Annotated in this window: 17 protein-coding genes; 4 read left to right on the top strand and 13 right to left on the bottom strand. The window is 44.5% G+C overall.

What is annotated here, in order from left to right; translation table 11 throughout:
• The first annotated feature begins 8 nt into the window (after positions 1-8).
• Positions 9-815, top strand: coding sequence for an ABC transporter permease subunit (locus AC1HDP_RS02830; protein ID WP_479637587.1), 807 nt, complete (start codon positions 9-11; stop codon positions 813-815).
• Complete coding sequence (locus tag AC1HDP_RS02825) at positions 812-1,702, top strand: ABC transporter ATP-binding protein (RefSeq protein ID WP_479637586.1); 891 nt, start codon at positions 812-814, stop codon at positions 1,700-1,702. Before AC1HDP_RS02830 ends, AC1HDP_RS02825 begins: the two co-directional genes overlap by 4 nt.
• Positions 1,703-2,175: 473 nt before the next feature.
• Here the strand turns inward: AC1HDP_RS02825 and AC1HDP_RS02820 are convergent, their stop codons facing one another.
• Together AC1HDP_RS02820 and rlmA are read right to left on the bottom strand one after the other, a co-directional pair.
• Positions 2,176-2,385: a cold-shock protein gene (locus AC1HDP_RS02820; protein ID WP_479637585.1), complete on the bottom strand. Its 210-nt coding sequence runs from the start codon at positions 2,383-2,385 to the stop codon at positions 2,176-2,178.
• Between the two features lie 314 nt (positions 2,386-2,699).
• Positions 2,700-3,533 carry a 23S rRNA (guanine(745)-N(1))-methyltransferase gene (gene rlmA, locus AC1HDP_RS02815; RefSeq protein ID WP_479637584.1) on the bottom strand — a complete coding sequence of 278 codons (834 nt, stop codon included), beginning with the start codon at positions 3,531-3,533 and terminating at the stop codon, positions 2,700-2,702.
• A 278-nt stretch (positions 3,534-3,811) separates the two neighbouring features.
• On the opposite strand from rlmA, the gene sbcB reads away from it, so the two are divergent.
• The gene (sbcB, locus tag AC1HDP_RS02810; RefSeq protein ID WP_479637583.1) at positions 3,812-5,224 is read left to right on the top strand and encodes an exodeoxyribonuclease I; all 1,413 of its coding nucleotides are present in this window, start codon (positions 3,812-3,814) and stop codon (positions 5,222-5,224) included.
• Positions 5,225-5,236: 12 nt separating this feature from the next.
• The gene (cdd, locus tag AC1HDP_RS02805; protein WP_479637582.1) at positions 5,237-6,124 is read left to right on the top strand and encodes a cytidine deaminase; all 888 of its coding nucleotides are present in this window, start codon (positions 5,237-5,239) and stop codon (positions 6,122-6,124) included.
• 125 nt (positions 6,125-6,249) lie between these two features.
• On the opposite strand, the gene AC1HDP_RS02800 is transcribed toward cdd, so the two are convergent.
• The 11 genes from AC1HDP_RS02800 to yceD form a co-directional block, all read right to left on the bottom strand.
• Entirely contained in the window at positions 6,250-7,119 is an 870-nt protein-coding gene (locus tag AC1HDP_RS02800; protein ID WP_479637581.1) for an NAD(P)-dependent oxidoreductase, read from the bottom strand.
• A gap of 85 nt (positions 7,120-7,204) precedes the next feature.
• Positions 7,205-7,681 (bottom strand): acyl-CoA thioesterase, encoded by a 477-nt coding sequence (locus AC1HDP_RS02795; protein WP_479637580.1) that lies wholly within the window; start codon positions 7,679-7,681, stop codon positions 7,205-7,207.
• A gap of 96 nt (positions 7,682-7,777) precedes the next feature.
• Positions 7,778-8,155 carry a hypothetical protein gene (locus AC1HDP_RS02790; RefSeq protein WP_479637579.1) on the bottom strand — a complete coding sequence of 126 codons (378 nt, stop codon included), beginning with the start codon at positions 8,153-8,155 and terminating at the stop codon, positions 7,778-7,780.
• A gap of 145 nt (positions 8,156-8,300) precedes the next feature.
• Positions 8,301-9,539 (bottom strand): beta-ketoacyl-ACP synthase II, encoded by a 1,239-nt coding sequence (gene fabF, locus AC1HDP_RS02785; RefSeq protein ID WP_479637578.1) that lies wholly within the window; start codon positions 9,537-9,539, stop codon positions 8,301-8,303.
• A 145-nt stretch (positions 9,540-9,684) separates the two neighbouring features.
• Positions 9,685-9,918 (bottom strand): acyl carrier protein, encoded by a 234-nt coding sequence (acpP, locus tag AC1HDP_RS02780; protein ID WP_140932363.1) that lies wholly within the window; start codon positions 9,916-9,918, stop codon positions 9,685-9,687.
• A gap of 164 nt (positions 9,919-10,082) precedes the next feature.
• Positions 10,083-10,829: a 3-oxoacyl-ACP reductase FabG gene (fabG, locus tag AC1HDP_RS02775; RefSeq protein WP_479637577.1), complete on the bottom strand. Its 747-nt coding sequence runs from the start codon at positions 10,827-10,829 to the stop codon at positions 10,083-10,085.
• Positions 10,830-10,839: 10 nt separating this feature from the next.
• On the bottom strand, positions 10,840-11,766 hold the full coding sequence (gene fabD / locus AC1HDP_RS02770; protein WP_479637576.1) for an ACP S-malonyltransferase: 927 nt from the start codon (positions 11,764-11,766) through the stop codon (positions 10,840-10,842).
• Positions 11,767-11,810: 44 nt separating this feature from the next.
• On the bottom strand, positions 11,811-12,770 hold the full coding sequence (locus tag AC1HDP_RS02765; RefSeq protein ID WP_479637575.1) for a beta-ketoacyl-ACP synthase III: 960 nt from the start codon (positions 12,768-12,770) through the stop codon (positions 11,811-11,813).
• A gap of 9 nt (positions 12,771-12,779) precedes the next feature.
• Entirely contained in the window at positions 12,780-13,808 is a 1,029-nt protein-coding gene (gene plsX / locus AC1HDP_RS02760) for a phosphate acyltransferase PlsX (protein WP_140932359.1), read from the bottom strand.
• A 14-nt stretch (positions 13,809-13,822) separates the two neighbouring features.
• A complete protein-coding gene (gene rpmF, locus AC1HDP_RS02755; RefSeq protein ID WP_011496728.1) occupies positions 13,823-13,993 on the bottom strand; it encodes a 50S ribosomal protein L32 in 171 nt (56 codons plus the stop codon).
• 17 nt (positions 13,994-14,010) lie between these two features.
• Complete coding sequence (gene yceD / locus AC1HDP_RS02750; RefSeq protein WP_479637574.1) at positions 14,011-14,535, bottom strand: 23S rRNA accumulation protein YceD; 525 nt, start codon at positions 14,533-14,535, stop codon at positions 14,011-14,013.
• Positions 14,536-14,799 lie beyond the last annotated feature (264 nt).

The raw sequence follows: 14,799 nt of genomic DNA, 5'->3' as shown, positions 1-14,799 counted from the left end.
GAAACACTATGACCCCCAAGGACCAAGTATCACTAATAGTGAGCAAAGAAGTCACTCGAGCCCTAATGACTCGCCGCGGATTATTAGGTTTAAGCATTTTTGTCGGCATTTGGCTATTGCTGTTCATCTATCCGATTAATCAAGCCAGTCAAATCGTCAGTATGCCGATAGTTATCGACTTACTCAGAAGCTATGGTTTGCATCAGCAAATAAATGCCTTATTAAGCTGGTCAAGCCCGGAACAAATGCTCTACTGGGGCCTGGGACTCTATTTATTTCCGCTGTACACCCTACTTCTGTGTGCTGATATGTTTGCGAGCGATAAGCATAGCGGCACTCTTAAGTTTATCTGTCTACGCACAGGAAGATTTCGACTATTTTACGGCCGCTTTATCGGCCAAATGTTGATTCAACTCGCGTTAGTACTTGCCGCCGCAGTGCTCGCCTATATCATGGCTATCATTGCTGATAAACAAGCGAGTGTTAGTGCCTTAGCGTCAAGCACAGTATTTATTACAGTAAGCTTACTCCCCTACACCGCCTTACTGGCATTATTGTCCTTATATGCCAAGAGTGCGCGCCATGCCAGCATGCTAGCTGCCGCGGTATTATTAGTGACTAGCGTATTGAGTTTAATCATCAATGCCAGCATTCCTGAGCTTAACTTTCTCAATCTGATTATGATTGGCTCGCAAACCACTGACATGTTACTCGCAACCGGCGCTTCGGCTTTTGCCTATATCCCCTTACCTATTGCCCAAACGATAGTACTACTGGTGATTGGTCACTTTTATCTAAAACGGATGTCTCTATGACCATAATTCAGATTACTGAGCTCGCTAAGAGTTACCAACAACCAGTACTGCGCGGCATTAATATTAAGATTAATAAAGGCGAGCCAATTGCCTTAGTGGGCGCCAATGGCGCGGGCAAAACCACCTTATTTAGCTGCATTGCCGGTTTCATTCCTTTTGATTCAGGTGTGATCTCTGTATTAGGGGAGCAACCAGGCTCCCCCAACTTAGTGAACCGCATTGGCGTGTTGCCCCAAGATGCTAGATTAAACCCAGATGAAACCATTGAAGCTCAATTAAGTTTTTTTGCACAACTGCAAGGGCTGAGCAAAGCCCAAGCATTAGCCGAAAGTCAAAGAGTGTTAGGGTTAGTTGATTTACAAGCCCATGGCGCGGCAAAACCAGTACAACTCAGCCACGGCATGGCCAAGCGCGTGGCGATTGCTCAAGCATTAATAGGTGCGCCCGAGCTAGTGTTACTGGATGAGCCAACAGCAGGGTTAGATCCACTCAATGCCCGTGAATTAAGACAACTGATTAAATCATTAAGTAGTCATACTACTTTTATCATTAGTTCTCACAATTTAGATGAGCTTGAAAGCTTATGCCGCGAGGTGTATTACCTCGAAAATGGGCAGATCAGTCGTCATTTAGATTTACACGACCAACAGCAATCTTGTTTAAGCCTTGAATTACTGCGTGAAACCCCTCTGGCTAAACAAGCGTTAGAGCAATTGGAAACCGTCACTCAGGTGTCTAGCACTCAAGATCGGGTATTTATCATAAATTATCACGACAATTCGGGCATGGCATTAGAGCAAGCGATTTTCAGGCTGCTAGCGCAGCAAGACTGGCCATACAAACTATTGATGCAAGGTAAAACTCTAGAAGAATCACTCTTCGGTTAGAGCAATTAAACTACATAAAAGCATACATCTATGTGATGTTTGTATGAGCACAGACATCACATTTACACTCACCCTGCCCGATTCCATCATGTCACTGAGCTGAACACAAGCACCTCTATATAGCCAATTGCAGCGAACCATAAAGAGTTTGATAAAAAAATAGAGTAATCACACCGAAATACCATCGACTAATGCTAAAAATGCAGCAACAAGTCAGCCTAGGTGCATTAAGATAAAACATGAGAAATATTAAATATTAAATGTTAAATTTGCGGTTTGCGGTTTGCGGTTTGCGGTTTGCGGTTTGCGGTTTGCGGTTTGCGGTTTGCGGTTTGCGGTTTGCGGTTTGCGGTTTGCGGTTTGCGGTTTAAAGCTTAACTAAGAACCTTGTTTAAACCTAAATTTCTGACATAAAAAAGCCATGGTAATTACCACGGCTTTTAATTGACTCTCGATAAGAGCCTTAAGCGGAATTAACCAATGATGGTTACGTTCTCAGCTTGAGGACCTTTCTGGCCTTGAGTTACAGTGAACTGCACTTTCTGACCTTCGTCTAAAGTTTTGAAACCATCTGAGTTGATAGCACGGAAGTGAACGAACACATCTGGGCCAGACTCTTGCTCGATGAATCCGAAACCTTTGTCAGAGTTGAACCACTTAACTACACCAGTTACTTGAGACATAATAGTCATCCTGTACATAAATAATAAAAAGCCTAACGGCGGTAGAGCTGAAAATGCCAGTTTTACTTATGTGAACAGGACAAGTTTGGTCGCATTGTATACATAAATATAAGCCTAACGTTCTAGCTTGAATGACTATAACCCATTACAAACAGAAGTCAATAAAATAAGTGGTTTTAGGCAGGTGAAATTATTGCAATTGATCAACATTATCCAAAAACCACCACTAACTGGCTAAATTATAGCTTACACTTCAAGTGGTTACTCTTTGTTTGTCACAACAATAAAATTACAATTTAGCCTGTCAATTCAGGTTAATCGCGCTGATATAACACTAATTGGAAATCCAATTCGCAGCAGAATCCTGATTGCTGTAACGTCGCTTTTTGCTCATCAGAGAGCTTCCAAGCGTACGGGGTCATTTGTAAAAAGTGTTTAATCATTAGCGGATCTTGTAACCTCAATTCAGAGCAAACTCGCTCCTGCATCACAAGGCTAAATCCTTCCAATTCAGGCACTGTATCTTGATGTAATCTCGGAGTCTCATAAATCATCTTTTTGATGGCAAAATGATGAGTTTCACCGGGCGATACAGTTAATAACAAGCCCCCCGACTTTAACACCCGTTGCAACTCTGATAGTTCTGATGGCGCATAAATCCGTAGCATAGCATCCATAGAGTCCGTGCCATAAGGCATGTAATAACTACTAGCGACCGCAAAACTAAGCTCAGAGTAGCGTTTAGCAGCGTAGCGTAATGCGCTGCGCGAAATATCTAAGCCATCAATGTTAATGTTAAAGCCTGACTTTTGTAGGCACTTAGCGAGACGACCAGTGTAGTAACCCTCACCGCAGCCAATATCCAGCAAGTTCTTGGCATCGGCAGGTAAATGCTCAATCAGCACCTGGTTTACCCTATCGCTTAAACATTGATAAAAACCAGCATTGAGAAACTCACGTCGGGCAAACATCATTTCCTTGTTATCACCAGGGTCTTTAGATTTTTTCTTATTAACAGGTAATAAATTGACGTAGCCTTCTTTGGCGACATCAAAACTATGGCCGCTGGCGCATAGCCATGAATTAGCGACGCCCTGCTGACTTGGCAGAGTTAATTCTTGCTTACATATGGGACAACGATAACTCATTACACACCTTATCCAACGGGAAATAATCTTAACGCGAGTGAGACTAATTACAGTCGCTGTTATCCGCATTAGTGCAGACTTAACGCTAATAACAGCTAAATTGGGTTTAAGTGTACTGTCATGATGATTGTTTTGCATCTTTGCCAAGCTAAGCGAGCGATTTTTGACTGTTTTGAGTGTTTTTAAACCGACAATGAGGGCGAATTTAGTGATGCTATGCCTCAGAGGCCTTGATGGTGGTAAGATAAGCCTCATAACTTTCTACAGGTATCACTCTCATGGCATCTATGCCCCAGCCCACATTTTTTTGGCACGATTATGAAACGTTTGGCGCTGTGCCGGCTAAAGATAGACCAGCGCAATTTGCTGGAATACGCACTGACCATGAGTTTAATATCATAGGCGAGCCAGTCACCTTTTATTGCACACTTGCCACCGACTATTTACCACAACCAGAAGCGATTCTTATCACAGGTATTACGCCGCAATTAGCCAATTTAAAGGGCATGCCTGAAACTGAATTTATGGGGCGAATTCAAGCTGAATTTAGTCAAGCCAATACCTGTGTGGTTGGTTATAATTCGCTGCGCTTTGATGATGAAGTGACCCGCTATGGTTTCTATCGCAATTTTATTGATCCTTATGCCAGAGAATGGCAACAAGGTAATTCACGCTGGGACATTATAGATTTAGTAAGAGCCTGTTATGCATTACGTCCAGAAGGGATTAACTTTCCATTAAAAGCCGATGGCAGCCCAAGCTTTAAATTAGAAGACTTAAGCGCCGCCAATGGCTTAAACCATGAAAAAGCTCATGATGCCCTTTCAGATGTCTATGCCACTATCGGTTTAGCAAAATTAATCAAACAATTACAACCTAAGTTATTTGATTATTATTTTTCAATGCGTCGTAAGCAGCAAGTGGCCACTATGGTTGATGTCCTTAATATGCAGCCTTTAGTGCATATCAGTAGCAAAATTCCAGCCAGTCAAGGCTGCCTGACATTAATTGCGCCTGTGGCTTACCACCCTGATAATAAAAATTCGGTGATTTGTGTCAATCTCGCTATGGATATTGCGCCTTTACTTGAGTTAGATGTCGAGCAACTGCGTGAGCGTTTATATACCCCCAGAGCCGACCTTGCTGATGACGAATTACCTGTGGGCTTAAAACAAATTCATTTAAATAAAAGTCCATTTATCGCCCCAGCCAAAACCCTGACCGATGATAATGCTGCGCGGTTGGGTTTTGATAAAGAATTTGCGCGTGCTCAATATAAGCAATTACGCCAACATAGCGAGCTTAGAGAAAAACTAGCCGCGGTATTTGACACCACCTATGAAAAACAAATCTCTGATCCAGATCTAATGCTCTATAGCGGCGGGTTCTTTAGCCATGCCGATAAAGCTAAGATGGAAATCATTCGCCATACCGCGCCGGATCAATTAGCGGGTTTATCACTCCAGTTTGACGATCCTAGATTACCTGAGATGCTATTTAGATATCGCGCGCGTAATTATCCCACCACGCTCACATATGATGAGAGCTTAAAATGGCGCGAGTTTTGTCAACAACGAATGTCTGATCCTGACTATGTGCTTAGAATAGAAAATCTGCTGGAAGAGACACAATCTAATCCAGACAAGCAGAAATTATTAGAAGCGCTGGTAAAATATTTGCAGTCCTTATAAGGAATATTACTCATGCCAACACCGTTCGTATCAGTATTAAATGCCATGCCAACGCAGTTAGCTGACGCATTAGCGCCCTTTTTAACCGAACGATTTGATGGTGCCTTGTCAGGTGCTCAATTGTCACATATCGCTGATAAAAGTCAGTTGTCATTGCAGCAAGTCTATTTAGCGCTGTTGCCTATTGCAGCTAAGTTAGCCAACCCGCCCATCAGTCACTTTCATGTGGGTGCGCTAGTCATTGGCGGTAGTGGCAATTTATATATGGGCGCGAACTTAGAGCTGCCTAATCAAGCGCTTAATCATTCAGTGCATGCCGAGCAAAGTGCCATTAGTCACGCCTGGATTAAGGGCGAGACTGAAATTAAGGATATTATTGTTAATGCCAGTCCTTGCGGTCATTGCCGTCAATTTATCAATGAGCTGCACTTAGGAAAAAACATTAACATTCACTTGCCTGAGCAAGACACGGCGCCGCTTAGTTATTACTTGCCTTATGCCTTTGGTCCAAGTGATTTAGGGGTGACAACGCCGCTATTACACAAACATAGTGTGGCCTTAACTTATGCGAGCGATGATAAGTTAGTACAAACAGCATTAGAGCAAGCAAGTATAAGTTACGCGCCCTATTCAGCTTGTCATGCCGCCGTGGTATTAGAGATGAAAAGTGGCGAATATGTGATTGGACGTTACGCCGAAAACGCGGCATTCAATCCAAGTTTACTGCCGATGCAAATGGCGTTATCACACATCAATCTGCGCCGCTTAGATTATCAAGATATTCAGCGAGCGGTATTGGTTGAATCAAGTGCAGGGCAAATATCATTAGCCGACATGAGTCAAAGCAGCTTAGCCTCAGTATCTAACGTTAAACTTGAGTGCCTTATAGCCAGTGCATAGACGCTAACGTCTTAAGCCTATTAGCAGCACCTTTTAACTAACGTGCCAGTCATACAATTGACTGGCATGTTTGTTTTAGCACGAATGATTACGAGTTAAACGATAAAAACGTATCTAAAAATGATCTAGTTCTTTTCTAATCTGGCCAACAGGCTTGAGGTATCCCAGCGATTACCGCCCATCGCTTGCACGTCGGCATAAAACTGATCCACTAAAGCCGTTAACGCAAGGGTTGAGCCATTGCGTCTAGATTCATCTAAAGCAATCCCTAAATCTTTACGCATCCAGTCAATGGCAAATCCAAAATCAAACTCGCCTTGCCACATCGTTTGATAACGGTTTTCCATTTGCCAACTTTGTGCCGCGCCATGTCGAATAACATCAACAACGGCTTCACCATCGAGACCCGCTTTGCGAGCAAAGTGTAAACCTTCAGCCAAGCCTTGAACCACGCCAGCGATACAGATTTGGTTAACCATTTTAGTGAGTTGTCCCGCGCCAACCTCCCCCATACGGCGACTGCAACGCGCATAAGCACTGATAACAGCGGTAACTTTATCGATAGTTTCCGCATTGCCGCCCATCATGACAGTCAGCGTACCATTGACGGCGCCAGCTTGGCCGCCTGAGACTGGAGCGTCAATAAAATCCACTTGTCGACACTTAAGAATTCGAGAGAGCTCGCGGGCAACATCCGCCGATGTGGTGGTATGATCAACTAAAATAGTTCCAGGACTCACACCTTCGGTAATACCTTGCTCACCTAACACCACTTGGCGTAAGTCATCATCATTACCCACGCAGATAAAAACAATGTCACATCCTGCTGCCGCTTCTGCAGCGGTGGCGCGCCACTTGCCGTCATATTCTGCAGCCCAAGCTCGAGCCTTAGCTTGAGTGCGGTTATAAACCTGTACTTGATGGCCCGCTTTGGCTAAATGTCCCGCCATGGGATAGCCCATAACGCCCAATCCAATAAAGGCAACGTTCGCCATAACCTCAGTCTCCTGTTTGTTTTTTGCAAGTTTAACAAACAGCGAACAATTGAACAGCATAAAAAAGGCCGTTGCCGGCCTTTAATTACAGATGGAGGTGAGCTTCCATTTCAGCGCCTATTTTTTTGCGCATTTCCATGAGACGGATAGCTGAGCTATGTAGCTCAATATCGGCAGGGGTTGCAGGGACCCATTCAGGCACAGCGGTTGGCTGACCGTCATCATCCACGGCCACCATAATGACAATACAATGAGTGGTTAATACAAATTCACGGGTTTTAGGATCGCACGCCTGCACATCTATGCCGATATGCATAGAAGTCCGGCCGGTATAAATCACTTTGGCCGTGACTTCGACCAAGCTACCCACTTTAACTGGTTTAACAAAGCGAATGCCGCCAGCATATACAGTAATGCAATATTGACCACTCCAGCCTGCTGCACAAGCATAGGCAGCTAAGTCAATCCATTTCATGACAGCGCCACCGTGAACTTTGCCACCAAAGTTCACATCTGTGGGCTCAGCCAAAAATCTTAAGGTAATCGCACGTTGTCGTTCCATAGCTTACTCAAATCATTACTTTTACTTAATTGTAAGCCAAATTGCTGAGATTACCCATAAAGTATTGAAATCAAATTAGATAATCACCTGAGTTAACTAAGATGACTTAGGGCTCATTACAATGAAGAAAGTACTAAGTACTATCATGGGTAAAGCTAATCTAAACAACCAAATTTGAGCTTGTTGTGATATGAGTTTTTTAAGCGGACTGAACGAATACACGGCAAGGCCAATAGCAAAGACAGCGAGTAACTCCATTCCGGCAAAAAAGCCTTCGCCATCGGATGAGTAAATACCACTAACCAGCAAGGCAAACCACATCACTGTATAGCTAATCACGGCTAAAGTCAGGGTTACTGAGCCTAACGACAGTTGTGGGAATCGCTGCGCAGTTTCACCACGGGCAAAGTCGGTTAGATTGGCGGTTAACGCCCCAAGAGATAGCGCGCAAGGGATCACGATTAGATTTATCATTGACTGGAATTCCGCGTAAAAACAGTATTATTGTCTTAAAGCGGCCGAGTTGACAGCCAATGAGCAAGAGTTAATCTGTGGTTTAGCTCTGGTTTAGCAAAGGCATAAAAAAAGCGCCCGTAGGCGCTTTCTTCGCTAAAACAGGTTATACCTTTTTCAGCAGCAATGAACCATTAGTGCCACCAAAGCCAAATGAATTACATAAAGCGTAATCAAATGAAGCTTGACGGGCATGATGAGCTACGAAGTCTAAATCACAACCTTCATCAGGGTTATCTAAGTTAATGGTCGGTGGTACGGCTTGATCTTTTAAGGCTAATACTGAAAAGATGGTTTCAACTGCGCCAGCAGCACCTAGCAGGTGGCCAGTCATTGACTTAGTTGAGCTCACCATCACTTTATAAGCATGATCGCCAAACACAGATTTAACCGCAGCAGCCTCAGCCTTATCGCCCGCAGGCGTTGAGGTACCATGAGCATTGATATAGCCCACTTGCTCAATACTGATACCACTGTCTTTAATCGCATTAACCATAGCTAATGCTGCGCCGCGACCATCACTTGGTGGTGATGTCATATGGAAAGCATCGCCACTCATGCCAAAACCAACTAACTCAGCATAAATCGTGGCACCACGTGCTTTAGCACGCTCATACTCTTCCAATACCATAACGCCAGCGCCATCACCGATAACAAAACCATCACGGTCTTTATCCCAAGGGCGACTTGCTTGCTCTGGTGACTCATTGCGAGTTGATAACGCTTTCGCTGCGCCGAAACCACCTACGCCTAATGGGCTAGTGACATCTTCAGCACCACCGGCCAGCATCACATCAGCATCACCATAAGCAATAGTACGCGCCGCAAAACCAATATTATGCACACCTGTGGTACAAGCTGTAGTAACCGCGAAATTCGGGCCTTGCATGCCGTACATAATAGACAGGTGACCGGCAACCATATTAATAATGGTGCTCGGAATAAAAAATGGAGAAATCTTACGCGGGCCACCGTTAACAAGTGCGCTGTGGTTCTGTTCAATCAACCACATACCACCCATGCCGGCACCAATGGCCGTACCTACGCGCTGCGGATTTTCGCTATTCATGTTTAAGCCAGAATCTTTAATGGCTTGAACACCCGCGGCAATCCCGTACTGAATGAATAAATCCATTTTGCGAGCATCTTTCTTTGAAAGGTACTGTTCACAATCAAAATCTTTCACTGAACCACTAAAACGAGTCGTAAACTCGCTAGCATCAAATTTGGTTATCGGGGCAATACCACTCTTACCATCCAGCAATGCTTTCCAAGTGCTGTCAACAGTATTGCCGACAGGGGTCACCAGACCCAGGCCAGTTACCACTACACGACGTTTTGACACGCTAATTACCTTTATCTTGTTGGTGTGACAAGGTCACCGCCAGCTTAAACAAACTCAATAAATCTATTCTATCAGCCGCTATCAAACTTGATACCGCTGAAACAAAAACAGGCGGCAATTGCCGCCTGTTTTCAGGAATTCAGTATTACTGATTCTTTGAAACGTAATCGATCGCTGACTGAACAGTAGTGATCTTTTCAGCTTCTTCATCAGGGATCTCAGTATCGAACTCTTCTTCCAGAGCCATAACCAACTCAACAGTGTCCAGAGAATCGGCACCTAAGTCGTCTACGAAAGATGCCGCTGGTTTAACGTCTTCTTCTTTAACGCCCAGTTGCTCAATGATGATTTTCTTTACACGTTCTTCGATGTTGCTCATTAGTTTTCTTTCCTATTCAAATTACGCACTTGCGTAAGATTGCGAGTAGTTTATTAGATCTGAGAAACAATGCAAGTCTAGTTTTTGTGGTCTAACCACGTAATAAGGCTCAAATTGTAGATAAATAGCTACTCAAATTGCGACAAAATCTCAGTTTTTCAACGTTACACCATATACATGCCGCCATTGACATGCAAGGTTTCACCTGTGATGTAAGCCGCAGAATCAGAAGCTAAAAACACGACTGCATTGGCGATTTCTTGTGCCTGACCCAATCGTGCCATCGGCACTTGCGACATAATTGCCTGTTGTTGTTCAAGCGTCAACTCATCGGTCATATCTGTTTGGATAAAACCAGGGGCAATTGCATTGACTGTGATATTACGAGAAGCGACTTCTCGTGCTAACGACTTAGTAAATCCAATTAATCCCGCCTTAGCGGCAGCATAGTTGACTTGCCCTGCATTGCCCATGGTACCAACCACAGAGCCAATGTTAATGATGCGGCCATGACGTTTTTTCATCATAGGGCGCATAAGCGGCTTAGATAAACGGAATAATGAAGTCAAGTTGGTGTCTATGATGTCTTCCCATTCATCTTCTTTCATTCGCATGAAAAGGTTATCACGAGTGATACCGGCATTGTTCACTAAAATATCAACATCGCCAAAATGCGCTTTAATATCAGCATACACTTGCTCAACAGAAGCGCTGTCGGTGACATTAAGCACTAAACCTAAGCCTTGCTCACCTAAATAGTCGCTAATGGCAGCCGCGCCCTTTTCACTGGTCGCAGTACCGACCACTTGGGCTCCGGCAGCCAATAAAGTTTGTGCAATCGCTTTACCAATGCCACGGCTAGCGCCTGTGACTAATGCTACTTTACCGCTTAAATCCAATGCAATACTCATGCAACATTCCTTATAAAATCAACTCATTGACTGAAGCTATGTCGTTAATGTCTGCAGCTTTTAAGCTGCGATCGATTCGCTTAGCTAGACCGGTTAATACCTTGCCAGGTCCACACTCAAATAACTGTTCAACGCCTTGAGATGCCATTAATTCAACGGTTTCAGTCCAGCGCACTGGGCAATACAATTGACGCACTAAGGCATCTTTAATAGCAGCGCTATCTTGCTCAATGGCAACATCAACGTTGTTAATTACCGCAAGGGTAGGCGCAGAAAATTGAATATCTTCCAAAGTCATAGCGAGTTGCTCAGCCGCGCCTTTCATTAAAGCGCAGTGAGATGGCACGCTGACAGGCAAAGCCACGGTCATTTTGGCGCCAGCAGCTTTACAAGCAACAGCAGCGCGATCAACGGCAGCCTTTTCACCCGCGATAACAACTTGGCCAGGGCTATTGTAGTTAACTGGGCTAACCACTTCGCCGTCAGCAGCCTCATTACAGGCATTAGCTATGCTGTCATTATCTAAACCGATAATGGCATACATGGCGCCAGTACCCGCTGGTACGGCTTGCTGCATAAATTGGCCGCGCAGTTCCACTAACTTAACCGCATCAGTAAATGCCATTACGCCAGCACACACTAAAGCAGAATATTCACCTAATGAATGACCTGCTAACAGGCTAGGCATAGGTTTGCCACTGGCCACATACACGCGCCAAATAGCAACACTGGCAGTTAATAATGCCGGCTGGGTTTTATCTGTTTGGTTTAATGCTTCTGCCGGTCCGTCTTGGACTAATTGCCATAAATCGTAACCTAAGACAGAGCTAGCTTCAGCAAATGTTTGTTCAACAATAGGGTGCTGACTTGCTAGTTCAGCTAACATGCCAACGCTTTGTGAGCCTTGACCTGGGAAAACGAAAGCAAAATTTTCCATTATTATTTTTCCTAATTGATGATAAGTTGCATAAGAGATGCAAGTTAGAAACGAACGAGCGCACTGCCCCAAGCAAATCCGGCACCAAAGGCTTCAAGTAGCAGTAATTGACCACGTTGAATGCGACCATCGCGCACCGCTTCATCCAGTGCAATCGGCACAGATGCCGCCGAAGTATTACCATGCTTACCTAAGGTCACTACAACCTTATCCATGCTCATACTTAGCTTTTTAGCTGTGGCCGAAATAATGCGAAAGTTAGCTTGATGTGGTACTAACCAATCAATCTCGCTTTTATCAATATTGTTAATACGTAAAGTCTCGGTCACTACATGCGATAATTGGGTAACAGCAACCTTAAATACATCATTACCTTTCATAGTAATGAAGTTATTAACGTCATCAGTATCTAAGCCGCGAGATGGCATTGGGCACTTAAGTAAGTCGCCATAACGGCCATCAGCATAGATATGGGTATTGATGATGCCAGGCTCAGTGCTCGCGCCCACCACTGCAGCGCCAGCGCCATCACCAAATAAAATCACAGTGCTGCGATCTTCTGGCTGACAAAAACGTGATAACACGTCGGCGCCTATCACTAATACTTTTTTAGCCGCGCCAGTTTTAACAAACTGATCAGCAATAGATAAGGCGTACACGAAACCAGAGCAAGCGGCGGCAATGTCAAATGCAGGAATAGTACGCACGCCAAGTAAGGCTTGCACTTCACAAGCCGCAGCAGGGAAAGCATTATCAGCACTGGTGGTACCAACAATGATCATATCCAGTTCGCTAGCAGCAATGCCGGCCATTTCTAAGGCTTTTAAGCCGGCTTCATAGCCCATAGTGGCAACTGATTCATCAGCGGCGGCAATACGACGCTCGGAAATACCTGTGCGGTCAACAATCCATTGATCGTTGGTATCAACCATCTTTTCCAGATCCTGATTACTACGGACCTGCGCCGGGAGATAGCTACCGGTACCAAGAATTTTTGTATACATAAGGAGAAATCAGCTGTTTATGTCTAAAAGGATCGACTCTAAACGATCGTGGATCATTTCAGGGAGTCGACGTTGAGCCTCGGTCATTGCAAGATTAATTGCATGCAAAAAGGCCGCTTGATCGGCATTACCATGACTTTTGACTACAATACCGCGCAATCCTAACAGACTGGCGCCGTTATAGTGGTCGGGGTTCATCTGATTTAGCACCTTTTGGATGCGAGGCGCTATCAGTTTGGCCAAAAATCGAACGACAATCCCTTCTGTCAGTCCTTTCCTAAGTTGGTGCACTAAAAGTTTGGCAATTCCTTCTGATGTTTTGAGGGCAATATTCCCCACAAAACCATCACAGACAATGACATCAACACATCCCGTATAAATATCATCGCCTTCAATAAATCCGCTGTAATTGATTTGAGGCGTAAATTGCAGCAATTGTGCTGCTTGCTGCACTTGATCATTGCCTTTGATTTCTTCAATTCCGACATTGAGCAAAGCCACATTTGGCCGAGTTTGTTTTTCAACTAACTCATACAGCACTGAGCCCATCACAGCAAATTGAAATAGGGTTTCTGAGTCGCAACTAATATTGGCGCCTAAATCTAATAAATAGACCGGCTTGCCGCTGGCCGACGGTAAACTCGTCACTAATGCCGGCCTATCTATGCCTGGTAGCATTTTTAATAAGACTTTGGCCATCGCCATTAATGCGCCAGTATTGCCCGCGCTTAAACACGCATCTGCATGGCCGTTTTTAACTTGCTCTAACGCCAGTCGCATGGAAGATTGTTTATTTTTGCGAAGTGCATGTGCGGGTCTTTCATTCATAGTCACAACATCTGAGGTATGAATGATCTTGATACGTGCGCGAGTATGCGCAGTGCAAGAGTAAAGCAAAGGGGATATTTGTAGCTCGTCACCGACTAACACTAAAGATAAGTGAGGGTGAGATGCCAGCGCCTGCAAGGCTGCAGGCACTGTGACTGGGGGGCCATAATCGCCCCCCATCACATCTAACGCAAGCGTCAGATTTTTCATCAGCTAAGCAACAATTACTTGTTGATTACCTTTTTACCACGGTAAAAACCATCAGCAGTTACGTTGTGACGTAAGTGCAGTTCACCGCTGGTAGCGTCTACAGACAACTGAGCTGTGCTCAGAGCGTCATGTGAACGGCGCATACCGCGCTTTGAACGAGATTTTTTATTCTGTTGTACAGCCATTGGCCCTGTCTCCTAGATTACTTGCTCTTCAGTTTTTCTAACACTGCAAACGGATTTGGACGCTCCTGTTGAGCGGATTCAATCTCGCCTACAACGATATCCTTGCTACCCAAACTACAATCAGCTTGTTCATGTAGTGGGATAATTGGGATAGCGATTATCAATTCATCTTCGATCAATTGATGCAGACGTACTTCGCCAATTTCATTGCACTCAATAGGGTCATACGCATCCGGGAGCTCATCGATTTCTGCTTCAGTCCGACAAGGACTAAAACAAAAGTCGACCGTAACCTCAGTGGTCATTAGTGTCATGCAGCGTTGACATTGCAGAGTGAGCTCCGTCACAGCCTTCCCTTTCAGGTAGACTATCCCCTGTAAATCTAAACCACATTCCAAAGACACTTTCACTTCGGAACAGTCGCCGGCACATAATTCACTCAATCGCTTCAGTTGCGAGCCAGGAATGTAGCCATGATAACTCAGACCACTGGTGGCTGCTCGTGTTGGATCAATTGAAACCGGTATCTTTACTGTTTGCATAAGGCGCGCATATTATAGTTTGGCGGTGCTGGAGTCAAAAGAAATTTATCAATATGAGAGACATGCTCCCATCAAGACATACCAACACCCACCAAGAAATTGACGGACGCGAAATTCTACCCAAGGGTTGGGCTTGGCACAAGCACTGAACTCATAAAAAGCCCATGAATATCGTAATGGTTACACTCTATGCTCAAAAGTATATCAGCTATTGCACTGTCAACACCTTAAATGGACAATGTTGTCACTTTATCAGTCACTGAC

This window comes from Shewanella sp. ISS20, from assembly GCF_056522965.1.
Note: the sequence above shows the minus strand (reverse complement) of the source record. Positions and strands in the feature narration are given on the sequence as shown.

Excerpts from the sequence above, each read along its gene's own strand:
- AC1HDP_RS02830 (WP_479637587.1), top strand. The coding sequence starts at position 9 with ATGACCCCCAAGGACCAAGTATCACTAATAGTGAGCAAAGAAGTCACT.
- AC1HDP_RS02825 (WP_479637586.1), top strand. The coding sequence starts at position 812 with ATGACCATAATTCAGATTACTGAGCTCGCTAAGAGTTACCAACAACCA.
- AC1HDP_RS02820 (WP_479637585.1), bottom strand. The coding sequence starts at position 2,385 with ATGTCTCAAGTAACTGGTGTAGTTAAGTGGTTCAACTCTGACAAAGGT.
- rlmA (WP_479637584.1), bottom strand. The coding sequence starts at position 3,533 with ATGAGTTATCGTTGTCCCATATGTAAGCAAGAATTAACTCTGCCAAGT.
- sbcB (WP_479637583.1), top strand. The coding sequence starts at position 3,812 with ATGGCATCTATGCCCCAGCCCACATTTTTTTGGCACGATTATGAAACG.
- cdd (WP_479637582.1), top strand. The coding sequence starts at position 5,237 with ATGCCAACACCGTTCGTATCAGTATTAAATGCCATGCCAACGCAGTTA.
- AC1HDP_RS02800 (WP_479637581.1), bottom strand. The coding sequence starts at position 7,119 with ATGGCGAACGTTGCCTTTATTGGATTGGGCGTTATGGGCTATCCCATG.
- AC1HDP_RS02795 (WP_479637580.1), bottom strand. The coding sequence starts at position 7,681 with ATGGAACGACAACGTGCGATTACCTTAAGATTTTTGGCTGAGCCCACA.
- AC1HDP_RS02790 (WP_479637579.1), bottom strand. The coding sequence starts at position 8,155 with ATGATAAATCTAATCGTGATCCCTTGCGCGCTATCTCTTGGGGCGTTA.
- acpP (WP_140932363.1), bottom strand. The coding sequence starts at position 9,918 with ATGAGCAACATCGAAGAACGTGTAAAGAAAATCATCATTGAGCAACTG.
- fabG (WP_479637577.1), bottom strand. The coding sequence starts at position 10,829 with ATGAGTATTGCATTGGATTTAAGCGGTAAAGTAGCATTAGTCACAGGC.
- fabD (WP_479637576.1), bottom strand. The coding sequence starts at position 11,766 with ATGGAAAATTTTGCTTTCGTTTTCCCAGGTCAAGGCTCACAAAGCGTT.
- AC1HDP_RS02765 (WP_479637575.1), bottom strand. The coding sequence starts at position 12,770 with ATGTATACAAAAATTCTTGGTACCGGTAGCTATCTCCCGGCGCAGGTC.
- plsX (WP_140932359.1), bottom strand. The coding sequence starts at position 13,808 with ATGAAAAATCTGACGCTTGCGTTAGATGTGATGGGGGGCGATTATGGC.
- rpmF (WP_011496728.1), bottom strand. The coding sequence starts at position 13,993 with ATGGCTGTACAACAGAATAAAAAATCTCGTTCAAAGCGCGGTATGCGC.
- yceD (WP_479637574.1), bottom strand. The coding sequence starts at position 14,535 with ATGCAAACAGTAAAGATACCGGTTTCAATTGATCCAACACGAGCAGCC.